The sequence below is a fragment of the Amycolatopsis rifamycinica genome, assembly GCF_000695625.1.
GTDB lineage: Bacteria > Actinomycetota > Actinomycetes > Mycobacteriales > Pseudonocardiaceae > Amycolatopsis > Amycolatopsis rifamycinica.
This window is the reverse complement of sequence record NZ_JMQI01000009.1, coordinates 47,363-63,799: the sequence shown is the minus strand read 5'-3', so window position 1 is coordinate 63,799 and position 16,437 is coordinate 47,363. Positions and strand designations below refer to the sequence as shown.

Sequence of the window (16,437 nt, the reverse complement as noted above, 5' to 3'; positions counted from 1 at the left end):
CTGCGGTCTCGGCGTCGCGCAGCCTGCGAGCGACGTGTTCGTGGGCTACGTCTCCAGGATCACCCCCTGCGCGCCGCAGCGGCACCGCGGGTGCGGCGGCCAGCCGCGGTGGCGGATGCGGCCGTCGAAGGCGTCGATTTCGAGGGTCGCGTTCCATGACGGCGGGGCCGGCGCGCTCGGGGAGAGCAGCCGCATGGCCTGGGCGACGGCCAGGGACGCGCAGGACTGGACCGCGCCGAGGTCGGGCCGCTGGTGCCGGCCGGCGAGCTGCCCGGCGACGCGCGGCCAGCACGGGTCGCGGTCCGTCCGGTGCAGATCGGCGCAGCGCAGGCACGAGCTGCGGCCGGGCACGACGAGGGGCCCGACGATGCCGGTGCCGTCACGGACGCGCGCCACCAGGTGGGGGACGCCGTCACCCATCAGTTCGGCGACGAGCTCGGGAGCCGGCACGACGGCGTCGGTGAGCAGGGCCAGGTCGGGGTGCCGGTCGTACAGGCGGGTGACGCGGACCTCGGGATCGACCCGGCGGAGCAGGTCGGCGAGGGCGTGGCGCCGGGACCGGCCCAGGTCCGCTGCGGTGAAGCCGGAGCCGAGGTCGTGCTCGGTGACCGTGCCGGGCACCTGCAGCTCGACGTGCCCGATGCCGGCGTTGGCCAGCAGCACGGCGGCCGCCACCGCCACCCGGCCGTCGCCGTGGACCGAGACCGCAGCGGCGCGCCGCCGGTCGGCCACGGCCGGCTGGTGGTGGCGGGCTCGCAGCGACCAGAAGCCGGGCTCGCCGCGCAAGCCTGGGCCGTCGGGCCGGCCGGCGTCGGTGACCAGGCCGAGCGCGGTCAGCTGCCGCAGCAGCGTCCGCAGCTGCTCGCGGTGTTCGCTCTCCGCGAGCAGGAGCCGCTCAACGTGCATGCTCCCGTCGAGGGCACGCAGTTTCGCGATCAGGTACGGGGTGAGGTTTTCGACGATCACGCCGTGGCGCGGGTCGAGGCCGATCTGGATCTCCCGGGGGCCGCGTTCGAGCACGGAGAGGCCCGGGAGCAGGGCAGGGTGGGCCGGCAGGAGGACCGGTGGCATGTCCGCGGTGTCGAAGATCATGTCCGCATGATCGCACCCGGTGGCGACCGGGAGGCCCGGGAAGGCGCCGGAACGGCCGAGTTGTCCACAAGTGGACCCGGCTGTGGACAACTCGGTTCTGTGACCGCAAGGCGCTCGGAGTTGTCGGTGCCTGGCCTTACCGTTGTCGAGTGGTCGAAGCACGGATGCCCTCGCTGAGGGGCCGAGGGGAAACGAACCCCTCGTCGGACACACCCGGACACAAGGTCGAAGTGCGGCGCAGCCAGCGCCGGCACCGGACGGTCACCGCGTATTGGAACGACGACACGCTCGTCGTGCTCATCCCCGCGCGGATGACCAGGGCGGAGGAGAAACACTGGGTCGCCGAGATGGAGCGCAAACTGCAGCGCTCGGAACCACGTCGGCCGGCGTCCCCGAAGACGTCGGACGAAGCCCTGCTGGCGCGCTGCGCGCTGCTGTCGGGCAAGTACCTGGGCGGCACCGCGGTGCCGGCGAGCGTCCGCTGGGTGCCGCCGATGCGCACCCGGTGGGCGTCCTGCACGCCGGTCGACGCGACCATCCGGGTCAGCGAACGGCTGCGGAAGGTGCCTGGGTGGGTGCTGGACTACGTCCTGGTGCACGAGCTGGCGCACCTGCGGGAGCCCGGGCACGACGCGGCGTTCTGGGCGCTGGTGCAGCGGTACCCGAAGACTGAGCGGGCGATCGGGTACCTGGAAGGGTTGTCGGCCGCTGCCGGGTGGGGGATCTCCACCGAGGACTGAGGTGGTTCGGGCCGGGGTGGCTGCCTTGGGTGGGCTGCCCCGGCTGGGCCGGGGAGTGGGGAGGTGGTTGGTCGCTGGGCGGCGAACGGCGGGGTGGGTGCGCTTGGGTGGCGGTGAGGTGGCCGCCGGGTGGGTTGGCGGCCGGGTGCCGGCGCATGGCGGTGGGTTGGTGTGGTGGCTTCGAAACGCCGGCGCCTGACGGCGGTGGCTGCCGCCTGGTGGACGGGGCCGCTGGTGTGGGTGGCGGTCGGGCTCGGAGGGTCGGCGGTCGGCTGCCGGCTCGGACGGGGCCGGTGGTGTGAGGGGCGGTTGGGCTCGGAGGAGCGGCGGCGGGCTGCCGGCTTGGGCGGTCTGACCAGGCCGCTGGTGTGAGCGGCAGTCGAGCCCGCGGCCGGCGGCGGGCTGCTGACCACCCCGACGGCGGTCGAGCGTCGCCGGGGTGGTCCGGACAGCAGAAAGCCGGTGACCCGCCGAACGCGGGGCACCGGCCTTCCGGGGCTCAGGTCAGGACTGCTTGCCCTCGTCCGAGGGCGGCTCTTCCTTCTCCCGCTCCGAACGCTCGGCCTGCTCCGTGCGCTCCAGCTCGGCGATCGGGTCGAGGTCGTCGATCGAACCGGCCTCGCCCACTCGGTCCGCGAAGTCGATCGGCTCGTCCAGGTCCTCCGCCGTCGGCATCAGGTCCGGGTGGGACCACAGGCCGTCGCGCTTCTCGAGGCCGTGGCGGTCGCCCACCAGCTTCCACAAATTGCTTGCGTCCCTCATGCGGCGGGGCCTCAGCTCCAAGCCCACCAGCGTGGCGAACGTCTGCTCGGCCGGGCCGCCCGTCGCTCGGCGGCGGCGCAGCGTCTCGCGCAGTGCGTCCGCTCCCGGCAGGCGGTCGCCGACCGCCTCGGCCACCGTTACGTCCACCCAGCCCTCGACCAGGGCCAGCAGTGTCTCCAGGCGTCGCAGCGCCGCCTTCTGCTCCTCGGTCGTCTGGGGCTCCAGCAGGCCCGATGACATCGCTTCTTCGATGCTCGCCGGGTTCGAGGGATCGATGCGGCCCGCCAGCGACTCCAGCGCGGACGTGTCCACCGAAATGCCGTGGGCGAACTCCTCGACCGTCGCCAGCAGGCGCTGCCTCAACCACGGCACGTGCGTGAACAGGCGCTGGTGCGCCGCCTCGCGGGCGGCCAGGAACACCAGGATTTCGCTGTTCGGCAGCTCCAGGCCCTCGGCGAACTTCTCGATGTTCGCCGGCAGCAGGGCCGACGTGCCGGCCGGGGCCAGTGGCAGGCCGATCTCCGTCGAGGTCAGCATCTCCGAGGCCAGCTGGGCCAGCGCGTTGCCAAGCTGGGAGCCGAAGGCCATGCCGCCCATCTGGCCCATCATCTGCAGCAGCGGGCCCGCCGCCTGCTTGGCCTCCTCGGGCAGCGCCTGCATCCAGGCACCCGAGACCTGCTGGGCCACCGGGTCGCACAGCCGCTGCCACGTCGGGAGGGTCTTCTCCACCCAGGAGCGGGGCGACCAGGCGACCGTCGACGTCGCGCCGGCCGGGAACACCGTTGCCGCGTCGAGCCAGAGCTCGGCCAGGTGGGCCGCGTCGCGGACCGCCGCGTTCGCGTCGTCTCCGCCGCGGAAGCCGAGCTTGCTCTCGCCGGTGTTGCCGGCGCTGCCCAGGGTCTGGAGGGCGATCTGCTTGGCGAGGTCGTAGTTCACCGGCCCGCTGGAGGTACCCGCCTGGCTGAGCATCTGGCCCAGCTGGCTCAGCATCTGCCCGAGCTGGTTGAAGGCCTCGGCGCCGGACTGCTGCCCGCCTTCCGAGGGGTCGTTCTCACCTCGTTTGTCGGGATCGGAAGGTCCGAAGCCGAACGGGGGTTTGCTCATGTGTCCACCGTACGCGGCCCAGAGCCCGTCGAGCGCGTCAACCGTGGCCTTCACCGGGAAGCGAACGCGGTCACCGTACGCTGTCGGGCGTGACCAAGTCCTCCGAGGAGACCGCCCCCGCGAAGAGCGCCCCGGACCCCGCGCCGGAGCCGGCCGGCGAGGCCCGCCGGATGACCCGCCGCGGCTGGACGCTCGTGGTCAGCGGCTCGCTGTTCCTGATCTTCGTGGTGCTCGGCTCGGTCGTGCCGGTGCCGTTCGTGGCGATCAGCCCCGGCCCGACCTACGACACGCTGGGTCGCGACGCGGCGGGCAACCCGGTCATCCAGGTGACCGGGCACGAGACCCACCCGACCACCGGCGAGCTGCGGATGACGACCGTCTCCCTGCACGACGGCGTCACCCTCTTCCAGGGCCTCGGCTTCTGGGCCAGCGGCCGCTACGCGCTCGCGCCGCGCGAGGAGTACTTCAAGCCCGGCGAGACGAACGAGCAGGTCAAGCAGGAGAACATCCAGCAGCTGCAGGACTCGCAGACGAACGCCCAGGTCGCCGCCCTGCGCAAGCTGGGCTACCCGATCAAGGTGCTGGCGAAGCAGATCGTCTCCGGCAGCCCGGCCGACCACGTGCTCTCGCCCGGCGACAAGCTGATCACCGTCAACGGCAAGAAGATCGTCGAGGCCGCCGACGTGCGGGCCGCGCTCGCCGGCACCCTGCCCGGCCAGACCGTGCAGATCACCTTCCAGTCCGACGGCCAGCCCGAGCGGACCGTGCCGCTCACCCTCGCCGCGCGCCCCGACCGCAAGGAGGGCTTCATCGGCCTCACCGCGGTCGACCGCGCCGACGCGCCCTTCACCGTCAACATCTCGCTGCAGGACGTCGGCGGCCCGTCGGCCGGCCTGATGTTCACCCTCGCCATCATCGACCGGCTGCAGTCCGGCGACCTCGCGGGCGGCAGGCACATCGCCGGCACCGGCGAGATCACCGAGACCGGCGAGGTCGACCCGATCGGGGGGATCTCGTTCAAGGTCGTCGGCGCCCGCGAAGCCGGCGCCACCGACTTCCTGGTGCCCGAGCACAACTGCGCCGAGGCCAAGACCACCGCGCCCGCCGGCCTCAACCTCATCAAGGTGTCCACACTGGACGACGCGCTCGCCCAGCTGGCCAACTTGAAGGCGGGACGCCCGACGGCCGCCTGCTAGGGCAGCAGCGTGGCCTTCAGCGCTTCGACCAGGTTCGGGGCGAGGTCGGGGCTTTCCACGATCTCGTCCATCGTCTCGTCCGTGCCCTCGGCCGTGCCGATCCCGCGCAGCCGCATCACACAGGCGCCCTCCCCGTCACGCAGGACGGCCGCGACCAGGCGGGCCTCCGTGCGCTGCGGGTGGTTGGCGGCCGCGCGGCGGAGGCTGTCGGCGTCCGCTTCGGCGATGTCGGGCAGTTCCGACTCCGAGCCCGGCGGCAGCACGATGATCTCCTGGGCCAGCGCGCACCCGGTGACCAGATCCGGCCACGCGATCCGGCCCAGCGCCTCGGCCAGGTCGCCATCGGGCAGCGCCTCCTGGGCCACCGGCGTCAGCGGGTTCGCCCGGTCGAGCTGCCCGGCCAGCTCCGGCTGCTCGTCCAGCAGCGCCGCCGTCGGCACCAGCGCGAACAGCTGCGGCGGCTGGTCCCAGCCACCCGCGGCCATGAACTCCTCGATCTCACGGGCGAGCGCGGCCACGCCGGCCTGTCGCGCTTCGTTCGCTGCCATGCGCACATCGTGTCAGGTCGGCCGTCGCGGCGACGCCGCGAGTCCGGTTTGGGCGGGTCCCGGGAACTTCACCGGGCATCCGTAGAGTTAGGGAATCAGGGGGCGCACGCGCCCCTGCTCAGGTATTGACGAAGACAGGAGCGTGTGCCGTGGCGACTCGGCCCCCGGTGAGCCTGCCGAAGCTGTCCCGGCGGAGCCGGATCCTCCTCATCATCGCCGCGATCGTCGTGCTGGCGCTGTTGCTCGGGGCCCGTCTCCTCGACACGTACGTCGACTGGCTGTGGTTCGGCGAAGTCGGCGCGCGGCCGGTGTTCACCACCCAGCTGATCACTCGCGTCGTGCTGTTCTTCGCCGTCGGGCTGCTCGTCGGCGGCGCGCTGGCGATCAGCCTGATGATCGCCTACCGGACCCGCCCGGTGTTCGTGCCGATCTCCGGCGCCGACGACCCGCTGGCGCGCTACCGCTCCGCGATCGTCGCCCGCATCCGCCTCTTCGGCGTCGGCATCCCGGTACTCACCGGCCTCATCGCCGGCCTGTCCGCCCAGAGCGACTGGCAGGTCGTGCAGCTGTTCCTCAACGGCACCTCGTTCGGCCAGACCGACCCCGAGTTCGGCAACGACGTCGGCTTCTACGCCTTCGACCTGCCGTTCTACAACTGGCTCCTCGGCTGGCTGTTCATCATCGTCGTCATCTCCTTCTTCGGCGCCCTGATCTCGCACTACGTCTTCGGCGGCATCCGGCTGGCCGGCAAGGGCGGCCAGCTCGCCGGCCCGACCCGCGCGCAGCTCGCCATCACCGTCGGGCTCTTCGTGCTGCTGAAGGCGGTCGAGTACTTCTTCGACCGGTACAACCTGCTGCTGTCCGACCGCGGCATGCCGCTGTTCGTCGGCGCCACCTACACCGACCTCAACGCGGTGCTGCCGGCCAAGCTGATCCTGCTGTGCATCTCGGTGATCTGCGCGGTCGCCTTCTTCGCCGGCGCCTTCCTGCGCAACCTGCAGCTCCCGGCCATCTCGCTCGTGCTGCTGATCCTGTCCGGCATCCTCGTCGGCGTCGCCTGGCCCGCCATCCTCGACCAGTTCTCGGTGAAGCCGAACGCGAACGAGAAGGAAGCGACGTCCATCCAGCGCAACATGGACGCCACCCGCCGCGCCTACGGCCTCACCGACGTCCAGTACCAGCCCTACACCGGCAAGTCGGACGCCACCCCGGACCAGATCAAGAGCGACACCGGGACGATGTCGAACATCCGGCTGCTCGACCCGAACATCCTCTCCGACACCTTCACCCAGCGCGTCGGCCGCGAGAACTTCTACGGCTTCCCGGCCAAGCTGGACATCGACCGCTACACCGTCGGCGGCGTGACGCAGGACTACATCGTCGCCGCCAAGGAGATCAAGACCGAGGGCCTGACCGGCAACCAGACCAGCTGGATCAACAAGCACCTCGTCTACACCCACGGCAACGGCTTCGTCGTCGCGCCGGCCAACACGATCGACCGCGCCGTCAAGGACGCCAACTCCGACGGCGGCTACCCGATCGCCACCACCAGCGACACGCAGAACCCGGCCGGCGCCGGCGCGCCCGTCACCGGCCAGTCCGGCATCGAGGTCAAGGAACCCCGCATCTACTACGGCGAGCTGTCCGCCGCGGAGTCCGACTACGCCATCGTCGGCGGCACCTCCGGCAACGCGCCCGGCGAGTACGACACCGCGACCGACCGCTACACCTACAAGGGCGAGGGCGGCGTCTCGATCGACAACTGGTTCAACCGCCTCGCCTTCGCGGCCGAGTACGGCGAACGCAACATCCTGTTCTCCGACGCCATCGGCGACAACTCCAAGATCATGTACAACCGCGACCCGCGCGACCGCGTCAGCAAGATCGCGCCGTGGCTGACCCTCGACGGCGACCCGTACCCGGCGGTCGTCGACGGCAAGATCCAGTGGATCATCGACGGCTACACCACGCTCAACAACTTCCCGTACGCCCAGCAGACCCAGCTCGGCGCGGCCACGAACGACTCCCTCAACGGCGTCGCCCGCCAGGCCAACAGCTCCATCAACTACATCCGCAACTCGGTCAAGGCCACCGTCGACGCCTTCAACGGCACCGTCACGCTGTACTCGATCGACGACAAGGAACCGGTCCTCAACGCCTGGGAGAATGTCTTCCCCGGGCTCGTGAAGCCGAGCTCCGAGATCTCCCCGGACCTGCGGGCCCACTTCCGCTACCCCGAGGACCTCTTCAAGATCCAGCGTGAACTGCTGTCGCGCTACCACGTCAGCAACCCGCAGGAGTTCTACTCCCAGCAGGCCTTCTGGAGCGTCCCCCAGGACCCGACCGCCGAAGGCGGCTCGAACCCGGCGGCGGCCGGCGCGGCCAACCAGCCCGGCTACTACGTCCTCGCCGACACGCCGGGACAGACCAAGCCGACGTTCCAGCTCACCAGCTCCCTGACCGGCCTCCAGCGCCAATACCTCGCGTCCTGGATGTCGGTCTCCTCCGACCCCGCCGACTACGGCAAGATCCGCGTCCTCCAGCTACCCAGCGCGGCCACCGGAGCCACCCAGGTCGACGGCCCGGTCCAAGTCCAGAACCGGTTCCAGAGCGACTCCCGCGTCGCCCAGGACCGCACCCTCTTCAACAACCCCAACGTCACCCCCATCTACGGCAACCTGATCACGCTCCCGGTCGCCGACGGCTTCCTCTACGTCGAACCCGTCTACATCCGGCAGCGCAACCAGAACAGCTACCCACAGCTGGCCCGCGTCCTCGTCTCCTACGGACCCAAGGTCGGCTACGGCGCCACCCTCCAGGAAGCCCTCGACCAGGTCTTCGGCGCCGGCACCGGCGAAGCCACCACCACGCCACCCAAGGCCGGCCAGCCGACGACCACCCCGCCGAGCTCCACCAACCCGACCACCACCCCGCCGGCCAGCAGCGGCGGCGGCAACGCGGCCCTCGACCGAGCCGTCGCCGACATCCAATCAGCGCTCGCCAAGCTCAAAGCCGCCCAGCAATCCGGCAACTTCACCGACCAAGGCGCCGCGCTCGCCGCCCTCGACGCAGCAGCCCGCGCCTACGAAGCAGCCAAAACCGCGGCACCCGGAACCAGCACACCCCCGCCCAGCACCCAGCCGGGAGGGTGACGTCGGTAACGCGAACGGCACCTGCTTTGCACCCGCCCGAAAGGCAGGCGTAAGGTAGGTGCCACGACGCGGGGTGGAGCAGCTCGGTAGCTCGCTGGGCTCATAACCCAGAGGTCGCAGGTTCAAATCCTGTCCCCGCTACAGAGGTTGGGAGGGGTGTGCTCGCCAGAATCGGCGAGCGCATCCCTCCTTCGCATTGTCTTTGGGGGTCGAACCCCCAAACCCCCGCCAGGGGGGCTTCGCCGCCCCTGGACCCCCCTGCGGTGGGCTGGGTTGGGGGGTGAGCCGGCTGGGTTGGGGGTGAGCCGGCTGGGTCAGGGGGTTAGCCAGCCTTCTGTTTCGCCTGTTGTGTTGGCTATGTAGCCGTCTGGGCGGACCAGCATCTTCTCTGTTTTTGGGTGGGGGAGGTTGGGGACTTCTGCTACTTGTACCTCTGGGTGGGGGATGGGGGTGGGGGATTTTGTCAGTAGGACGAACTTTCCTTTGTGGAACAGGGTGCTTGCGTAGGCCTTGCCTACGGGGAAGTCCGGGAGGCGGGTTCCGTCGGCTGGATGCGCTTTCTTGGTTCCGTAGGTGATGTCCAAGCCCGAGACCAGGCCTGACAGGTAGTGCTGGACTTCGGGGAGGGCTGTCAGGTCTCTGAACAGTGCGCGTAGGGCCAGTTGGTTCGGGGTTAGGGGTATCAGGGCGTTTTGGGCCGCTATGTTGTCCAGCACCCTCTGTGCCACTGGGCGGCGCTCTGCTTCGTACGTGTTCAGGAGCGTTGCCGGGGCTCTGTTGCGTAGCTCGGCCGCCAGTTTCCAGCCCAGGTTCATCGCGTCCTGGATGCCCAGGTTGAGGCCCTGGCCTCCGGCCGGGAAGTGGATGTGGGCCGCGTCGCCGGCCAGGAGGACCCGGTCCACCCGGTAGCTTGCGGCCAGGCGGCTGTCGTCCGAGAAGCGGGATGCCCAGCGGATTTCGGAGATTTCCGCTTCGGGGCCGAAGCGGTCGGTGACCGCCGCGCGGACCTCTTCGCCGGTCACCTTGACGCGGAGGTTTGCGGGGCGGTTCAGGCGGTCTCCGAAGGTGATTCGGTAGAGGTTCTGCTCCGGCAGGGGGATTACGCCGATGAACTTGCCCGGGCTCTCGGACGTCACCATGTTGGCCATCGAGCGCCACTGGGTGGGGGCTCCCGGTGGGGTCCTCTTGAACAGGACGTCCGCCGATACGCCGTGACCCTGACCCTCGATGCCTTCGAACCGCATGTTCAGTGCCTTGCGGACCGTGCTGCGGCCGCCGTCGCAGCCCACCAGGTACTTCGCTCTTATGCGCAGGTCGCCTGCCGTGACCGTGACGCCGTCGGCGTCCTGGGTGAAGGTTGTCAGCTCGTGGCCTCTCCTCACCCGCACGCCCTGTTCGTTCAGGCGCTCCTCCAAGGCGGCCTCGACCTCCGCCTGCGGGATGCCCAGCTGGTACGGGTGCCGGGTGTCCCAGCCCGCGTAGCTCACCGGGATCACCGCGAAGTGTCCGTCCGCGACAGTCGCGAACGAGCGGTCCTCCGCGCGGCCCAGCAAGCCCCGCAGATCCAGGACTTCCGCCGTGCGCGGCTGCAGGTTCAGCGCCTTCGACAACCCCGTTCGCTCGTGCATCCGCTCGAGCACCTGAACGTCCACTCCGGCCAGTGCCAGCTCGTTCGCCAGCATCAAGCCCGTCGGCCCCGCTCCGGCGACGACCACCTCCGCGGTCAGCTCCCGCATCCCCAGCTCCTTAACAACGTTAAATTGACCGGGTCCGAGGATGCCCTTAACATCGTTAAAGTGTCAAGCCCGAAGTGCGAGGAGACGGCAGAACATGGCCTTGACCAGGCAGGACATCGCGAGATCCGGGCTGAAGCTGCTCAACGAGGTCGGGCTCAACGGGCTCACGCTGCGGCTGATCGCCGGCGATCTCGGCGTCAAAGCACCCGCGCTGTACTGGCACATGAAGAACAAGCAGGAGCTGCTCGACGAGATGGCGACGCAGATGTACCGCGACTTCGCCGAAGACCGCCGGCCGCCGACGTCGGCGGGGGAGTGGGAAAGCGTGGCGCACGGGGCCCGGGCCCTGCGGCGGATGATGCTCGCCTACCGCGACGGCGGGAAGGTTTTCGCTGGTACTTACCTCGGTGACACGAGTCTTGTCGGCCCGCACCCGCTGCGGCGGAGCATCGAGGCCGGCCTCGACGAGCGGCTGGCCGACCGGGCGACCTTCACCGTCTACTGCTTCGTGATCGGTTACGTGATCGAGGAGCAGGCCGTGCGGCCCATGCCGGGCGAGTTCGACGAGCGCTATCGCGAGTCGGCGGGGCGGGCGGTGCTGGGCGACGCCGACGCCCGGTTCGAGGACGGGCTCGCCATGGTCCTCAGTGGAGCCCGTCAGTGGCTTGAGAGCGCGTAAGGCCAGGTCAGGGCGTTTCGGGACCCCGGTGTAAAGCCCTTCGCGACCCCGTGTAATCTATTGAAGTACCAAAACGGCGCGGGGTGGAGCAGCTCGGTAGCTCGCTGGGCTCATAACCCAGAGGTCGCAGGTTCAAATCCTGTCCCCGCTACCACCAGGAGGCACGTTTCCGGGAAATCCGGGAACGTGCCTCTTTTGTCATGCCGGAACGGCTTTCGCTGCCGACTTGTTCGTCCGACGCGCGAAAAGCTGCGGATCTCACGATGTGGACGCCTGGCCCGGGTGGTTGCGGTCCGTGTCCGCGAGTGCGCCATGCCGGGGAGTGCCGCCCGTCGGGCTCACCTGCCTGGCGGCGTCGAGGGGGCCCGTGTGCGTCTGGTTGGCCCAAATTTTCCTGGGAGCGGTTGCAGAGCGTGTTCGGGTCCACAGTGGACCGGCTCGCATTGGGCCGAACGAGGGGATCTCACTAGCCACAATGGACAGATACCCTGACCACTGTGGACACAGCGGCCGATAAGTGGGAATCTAGGGGGCGTGTCCGAATTGAATGCAACAGCCGCCGCCCTGCTCGGTCTGCTCCACGACGGTCCCGCCACCGGCGGGCAGCTCGTCGCGGGAGCGGGTGAGCGTTTCGGTGCCTTCTTCAGCGTCACCCGCAGCCAGGTGTACCGGGAGCTCCCGGCGCTGTCCAAGGAAGGTCTCGTCCGGCTCGGCAAGCAGGGCCCGCGCTCCAGCCAGCAGTACCTGATCACCGCCGCCGGCAAGAAGGCCTTCAAGGCCTGGCTGACGTCCGAAGCCGGCCCCGACCACCTGCGTAGCCCGCTCATCCTGCGGCTCGTGCACGCGGGGTCGCTGACGGCGAAGCAGCGCCAGTCGCTGCTCGACTCGGCCCGGGCGAGCTACAGCCAGCAGCTCGACGACGCCAAGGCGGCCACCAAGGCGGCCGAGGGGCCGTACGAGAAGGCCGTCGCCGAGTTCGCCCAGGCCCAGGCCAAGGCCGCGCTCAAGCTGCTCGACGCCATCCCCGCGGCCTGAGGTTCGCGCGCCCACGACCGGTCCTCGCAACCGGTCGTGGGTTTTGCCGTAACCTTGACAAACGTGAGTGATGAGTTCGACGCGGCACTGAGGGACCTGACCGGCAAGCTGACGCAGATCGAGTCGGTGATGGACCTCGATTCGCTGCGCGCCCAGGTGGCCGACCTGGAGAAGCAGGCCTCGAGCCCGAACCTCTGGGACGACCCGGAGGCGGCGCAGAAGGTCACCAGCCAGCTGTCCCACCGGCAGGGCGAGCTGCGCCGGGTCTCCGACCTGCGCCAGCGGCTCGACGACCTGGGCGTGCTGTACGAGCTCGCCGAGGCCGAGGGCGACTCCGGCAGCATGGGCGAGGCCGAGACCGAGCTCGCCGACCTCGGCAAGGCCATCGACGGCCTCGAGGTCCGCACCCTGCTCTCGGGCGAGTACGACGACCGCAACGCCGTCGTCACCATCCGCTCCGAGGCCGGTGGCGTCGACGCGGCCGACTTCGCCGAGATGCTGCTGCGCATGTACCTGCGCTGGGCGGAGCGCCACGGCTACCCGACCGACGTCTACGACATCTCCTACGCCGAAGAGGCGGGCATCAAGTCGGCGACGTTCAAGGTCAGCGCCCCCTACGTCTACGGCACCCTCTCCGTCGAGCAGGGCACCCACCGGCTCGTCCGGATCTCGCCGTTCGACAACCAGAGCCGCCGCCAGACGTCGTTCGCGCACGTCGAGGTGCTGCCCGAGGTCGAAGAGGTCGACCACGTGGACATCCCGGAGAAGGACATCCGGGTCGACGTCTACCGTTCGTCGGGCCCCGGTGGGCAGAGCGTGAACACGACCGACTCCGCGGTCCGCATCACGCACATCCCGACGAACATCGTCGTCTCCTGCCAGAACGAGAAGTCGCAGCTGCAGAACAAGGCGGCCGCGATGAAGGTCCTCCAGTCCCGGCTCCTGCAGCGCAAGAAGGAAGAAGAGCGCAAGGAGATGGACGCGCTCAAGGACAGCGGCTCCAGCTGGGGCAACCAGATGCGCTCCTACGTGCTGCACCCGTACCAGATGGTGAAGGACCTGCGGACCGAGTTCGAGGTCGGCAACCCGTCCGCGGTGCTCGACGGCGACATCGACGGCTTCCTCGACGCCGGCATCCGCTGGCGGATGCAGACCGCCTGATCGGCGCGGCGGGTGTCCGCGCGACCGCTCACCGTACGCAAACACCCGCTGCTCCACCCGGGTGGACCGGGCAACCGGGGCTTCACGAGACCGGTGGGTAGTATGCCGAATCGTGATCCGGCTCGAAGAGGTTTCCAAGGTCTACAAGACCTCGACGCGGCCCGCGCTCGAGCGGGTGTCCGTCGACATCGAAAAGGGTGAGTTCGTCTTCCTCATCGGTCCCTCGGGATCGGGGAAGTCGACCTTCCTCCGGCTCCTGCTGCGCGAAGAGACGCCGACCAAGGGCCGCGTGATGGTGTCCAACTTCGACGTCGCCAAGCTGGCCCGCCGCCGGGTCCCCCGCCTGCGGCAGACCATCGGCTGCGTCTTCCAGGACTTCCGCCTGCTGGCGAACAAGACCGTCGCCGAGAACGTCGCGTTCGCCCTCGAGGTCATCGGCAAGCCGGGCCCGACCATCAAGAAGGTCGTCCCCGAGGTGCTGGAGCTCGTCGGCCTCGACGGCAAGGCCGACCGGCTCCCCAACGAGCTCTCCGGTGGTGAGCAGCAGCGCGTCGCGATCGCGCGCGCGTTCGTGAACCGCCCGCTGGTGCTGCTCGCCGACGAACCGACGGGGAACCTGGACCCCGACACCAGCCAGGACATCATGCTGCTGCTGGAGCGGATCAACCGCACCGGCACGACGGTCCTGATGGCCACCCACGATCACTCCATCGTGGACTCCATGCGGCGCCGCGTCGTCGAGCTGCAGCTCGGCCGGGTGATCCGTGACGACGCCCGCGGCGTCTACGGCATCGGTCGCTGACGGCGCTCCCGTAACGACTGTTCCCTCAACGACGCAGCCCTTCAACGACCCCGACCCCAAGGACCTGCACCCGCCATGCGCGCCAGTTTCGTCTTCAGTGAGGTAGTCACCGGCCTGCGCCGGAACGTCACGATGACCATCGCGATGATGCTGACCACCGCCGTGTCGCTCGCCATGCTCGGCGGCGGCCTCCTCGCCGTGCGGACGATCGACAAGATGAAGTCCAACTTCCTCGCCGACGTCGAGGTTTCGGTCTACCTCACCGACGACATCAGCGCGAGCGACCGGAACTGCACCCAGTCGCTGTGCCAGACGCTGCGGACTTCGCTGCAGAGCAACAACGGTGTCGAGTCGGTCGTGTTCGAGAACCGCGACCAGGCCTTCGACCGGTTCAAGAAGATCTTCGAAAGCCAGCCGGAGCTGATCGCGCTCACCGGTCCGGAGTCGTTGCCCGCGTCGCTGCACGTGAAGCTCAAGGACCCGGACCGCAGCGACGCGATCGTGCAGGAGTACGCGAACAAGCCGGGCGTGCGGAAGGTCGACGACCAGAAGAAGTTCCTCGACCGCTTCTTCGACGCCATCAACGGCGGCCGCAACCTGGCCTTCGGCGCCGCGCTCATCATGGCCGTCGCCGCGCTGCTGCTGATCGCCAACACGATCCAGGTGTCCGCGTTCACCCGCCGCACCGAGGTCGGCATCATGCGGCTGGTCGGCGCGACGCGGTGGTACACGCAGCTGCCGTTCCTGCTGGAGGCGGTGGTCGCCGGCGCGGTCGGTGCGGTCCTCGGGATCGTCCTGCTGGTGCTGACGAAGGTGACCTTCCTCGACTCGCTGTTCACCGGCGACGTCTTCCCGAAGATCACCACGCTGGAACTGCTGTTCCCGGTCGCGCCGATCCTGCTCGCGGTGTCCGTGGTGATCTCCGCCATCACCGGCTACGTCACGCTGCGGCTGTACGTCCGGCACTAGGTTAACCAGCTGCTCGTCACCACCGGAATCACGTAGAGTGGTCGTATGCCCAAGGAACGTGGCCAGAAGGTGATCGTGTCGAACCGCAAGGCTCGGCACGACTACTCCATCCTCGACACCTACGAGTGCGGTCTCGTGCTCGTCGGCACCGAGGTCAAGAGCCTGCGCGAGGGCAAGGCGTCGCTGGCGGACGCGTTCGCGACGGTCGACGACGGCGAAGTGTGGCTGCGCAACGTGCACATCCCGGAGTACACGCAGGGCACGTGGACCAATCACATGCCGCGGCGCACCCGGAAGCTGCTGCTGCACCGGCGGGAGATCGAGAAGCTGATCGGCAAGACCAAGGAGAGCGGGCTCTCCTTGGTCCCCCTGTCGATGTACTTCAAGGACGGCAAGGTCAAGGTCGAAATCGCGCTGGCCCAGGGCAAGAAGGCCTACGACAAGCGGCAGACGCTCGCCAAGCGCGACGCGGAGCGCGACATCAGGAAGGCCATGGGCCGTGCGCTGAAGGGCCGGTTCACGGAGTGACGCCCGGCCCGGCCTCCGACGCCGACGTCGCCCGCTGGACGGCCTCGCTCGGCTTGCCGGGCCTGGTCGACCTGCACGTCCACTTCCTGCCGAAGCCGGTGATGGACAAGGTCTGGGCGTACTTCGACCGGGCCTCGACGCACTACGGCACCGAGTGGCCGGTGCACTACCGGACATCCGAAGAGGACAGGCTGGCCACGCTGCGTTTGCTGGGCGTGACGCGCTTCGCGCCGCTGGTCTACCCGCACAAGCCCGGCATGGCGGAGTGGCTGACGGACTGGGCGCTCGAGTTCGCCGCGCGGGTCCCGGCCGCGGTGCCGACCGGGACGTTCTACCCCGAGCCCGGTGCCGGCTCCGCTGTGGACGGTGCGCTGCGCGCCGGCGCCCGGGTGTTCAAGGCGCACGTGCAGGTGGGGGCGTACGACCCGCGTGACGACCTGCTGAAGCCGGTGTGGGGTGCGCTGGCCGACGCGGGCGTCCCGGTCGTCGTCCACTGTGGACACGGACCGTTGCGGGGCGACTTCACCGGGTTGGCGGTCTTCGGCGAGGTCCTGGCGCGGCACCCGCGGCTGACGGCGGTGCTCGCGCACGCGGCGATGCCGGAGTTCGGGGCGGCGTTCGACCTGATGGCGAAGTACCCGCGGGTGCACCTGGACACGACGATGGTGGGCGTGCCGTTCGCCGAGGCGATGTCGCCGCTGCCGCCGGACTGGACGGCGCGGCTGGCGGACTTCGCCGACCGCGTGGTGCTCGGCACGGACTTCCCGAACATCCCGTACTCCTACGCGACGCAGCTGCGGGCGATCGCCGGCTGGGCGGCCGACGATCGCCTGGGCGAGCCGTTCCTGCGGGCGGTCCTGCACGACACCCCGCTCCGGCTGCTCACCGCCTCGTGAGTGGCAAGGCGGGTGCTGACCGGCCTCACCACTCACG

The 16,437-nt window shown here is 69.5% G+C and carries 14 protein-coding genes and 2 tRNA genes; 12 read left to right on the top strand and 4 right to left on the bottom strand.

Annotated features, from left to right (window positions below; translation table 11 throughout):
* Nucleotides 1–45 precede the first annotated feature (45 nt).
* Complete coding sequence (locus DV20_RS04490) at nucleotides 46–1,092, bottom strand: ThiF family adenylyltransferase (RefSeq protein WP_043776601.1); 1,047 nt, start codon at nucleotides 1,090–1,092, stop codon at nucleotides 46–48.
* 230 nt (nucleotides 1,093–1,322) lie between these two features.
* Between DV20_RS04490 and DV20_RS04485 the strand changes: the two genes are divergently transcribed.
* Nucleotides 1,323–1,832: a M48 metallopeptidase family protein gene (locus DV20_RS04485; RefSeq protein ID WP_043776600.1), complete on the top strand. Its 510-nt coding sequence runs from the start codon at nucleotides 1,323–1,325 to the stop codon at nucleotides 1,830–1,832.
* Nucleotides 1,833–2,336: 504 nt separating this feature from the next.
* On the opposite strand, the gene DV20_RS04480 is transcribed toward DV20_RS04485, so the two are convergent.
* A complete protein-coding gene (locus DV20_RS04480) occupies nucleotides 2,337–3,698 on the bottom strand; it encodes a zinc-dependent metalloprotease (protein WP_043776599.1) in 1,362 nt (453 codons plus the stop codon).
* A gap of 89 nt (nucleotides 3,699–3,787) precedes the next feature.
* Here DV20_RS04480 and DV20_RS04475 point away from each other — a divergent pair, with 89 nt between their 5' ends.
* A complete protein-coding gene (locus DV20_RS04475) occupies nucleotides 3,788–4,894 on the top strand; it encodes a YlbL family protein (RefSeq protein ID WP_043776598.1) in 1,107 nt (368 codons plus the stop codon).
* Here DV20_RS04475 and DV20_RS04470 read toward each other — a convergent pair.
* Nucleotides 4,891–5,442 (bottom strand): PPA1309 family protein, encoded by a 552-nt coding sequence (locus DV20_RS04470; protein ID WP_043776597.1) that lies wholly within the window; start codon nucleotides 5,440–5,442, stop codon nucleotides 4,891–4,893. The two genes, DV20_RS04475 and DV20_RS04470, sit on opposite strands and share 4 nt — an antisense overlap.
* A gap of 149 nt (nucleotides 5,443–5,591) precedes the next feature.
* Between DV20_RS04470 and DV20_RS04465 the strand changes: the two genes are divergently transcribed.
* Together DV20_RS04465 and DV20_RS04460 are read left to right on the top strand one after the other, a co-directional pair.
* The gene (locus DV20_RS04465; RefSeq protein WP_043776596.1) at nucleotides 5,592–8,594 is read left to right on the top strand and encodes a UPF0182 family protein; all 3,003 of its coding nucleotides are present in this window, start codon (nucleotides 5,592–5,594) and stop codon (nucleotides 8,592–8,594) included.
* 67 nt (nucleotides 8,595–8,661) lie between these two features.
* Nucleotides 8,662–8,735, top strand: a tRNA-Met gene (locus DV20_RS04460).
* A 173-nt stretch (nucleotides 8,736–8,908) separates the two neighbouring features.
* Here DV20_RS04460 and DV20_RS04455 read toward each other — a convergent pair.
* The gene (locus tag DV20_RS04455; protein WP_043776595.1) at nucleotides 8,909–10,330 is read right to left on the bottom strand and encodes an FAD-dependent monooxygenase; all 1,422 of its coding nucleotides are present in this window, start codon (nucleotides 10,328–10,330) and stop codon (nucleotides 8,909–8,911) included.
* A 94-nt stretch (nucleotides 10,331–10,424) separates the two neighbouring features.
* On the opposite strand from DV20_RS04455, the gene DV20_RS04450 reads away from it, so the two are divergent.
* The 8 genes from DV20_RS04450 (at nucleotide 10,425) to DV20_RS04415 (ending at nucleotide 16,400) form a co-directional block, all read left to right on the top strand.
* The gene (locus tag DV20_RS04450) at nucleotides 10,425–11,009 is read left to right on the top strand and encodes a TetR/AcrR family transcriptional regulator C-terminal domain-containing protein (RefSeq protein ID WP_043776594.1); all 585 of its coding nucleotides are present in this window, start codon (nucleotides 10,425–10,427) and stop codon (nucleotides 11,007–11,009) included.
* Nucleotides 11,010–11,086: 77 nt separating this feature from the next.
* Nucleotides 11,087–11,163: transfer RNA gene (locus tag DV20_RS04445), tRNA-Met, on the top strand.
* A 380-nt stretch (nucleotides 11,164–11,543) separates the two neighbouring features.
* A complete protein-coding gene (locus DV20_RS04440) occupies nucleotides 11,544–12,044 on the top strand; it encodes a PadR family transcriptional regulator (RefSeq protein ID WP_043776593.1) in 501 nt (166 codons plus the stop codon).
* Between the two features lie 63 nt (nucleotides 12,045–12,107).
* The gene (gene prfB / locus DV20_RS04435; RefSeq protein ID WP_084093316.1) at nucleotides 12,108–13,205 is read left to right on the top strand and encodes a peptide chain release factor 2; all 1,098 of its coding nucleotides are present in this window, start codon (nucleotides 12,108–12,110) and stop codon (nucleotides 13,203–13,205) included.
* 112 nt (nucleotides 13,206–13,317) lie between these two features.
* Nucleotides 13,318–14,007, top strand: coding sequence for a cell division ATP-binding protein FtsE (gene ftsE / locus DV20_RS04430; protein ID WP_043776592.1), 690 nt, complete (start codon nucleotides 13,318–13,320; stop codon nucleotides 14,005–14,007).
* 75 nt (nucleotides 14,008–14,082) lie between these two features.
* Nucleotides 14,083–14,976, top strand: a complete 894-nt coding sequence (gene ftsX / locus DV20_RS04425) for a permease-like cell division protein FtsX (protein WP_043776591.1) — start codon at nucleotides 14,083–14,085, stop codon at nucleotides 14,974–14,976.
* Nucleotides 14,977–15,021: 45 nt separating this feature from the next.
* On the top strand, nucleotides 15,022–15,504 hold the full coding sequence (smpB, locus tag DV20_RS04420; protein ID WP_043776590.1) for an SsrA-binding protein SmpB: 483 nt from the start codon (nucleotides 15,022–15,024) through the stop codon (nucleotides 15,502–15,504).
* Nucleotides 15,501–16,400 carry an amidohydrolase family protein gene (locus DV20_RS04415; protein WP_043776589.1) on the top strand — a complete coding sequence of 300 codons (900 nt, stop codon included), beginning with the start codon at nucleotides 15,501–15,503 and terminating at the stop codon, nucleotides 16,398–16,400. Before smpB ends, DV20_RS04415 begins: the two co-directional genes overlap by 4 nt.
* The last annotated feature ends 37 nt before the right edge of the window (nucleotides 16,401–16,437 follow it).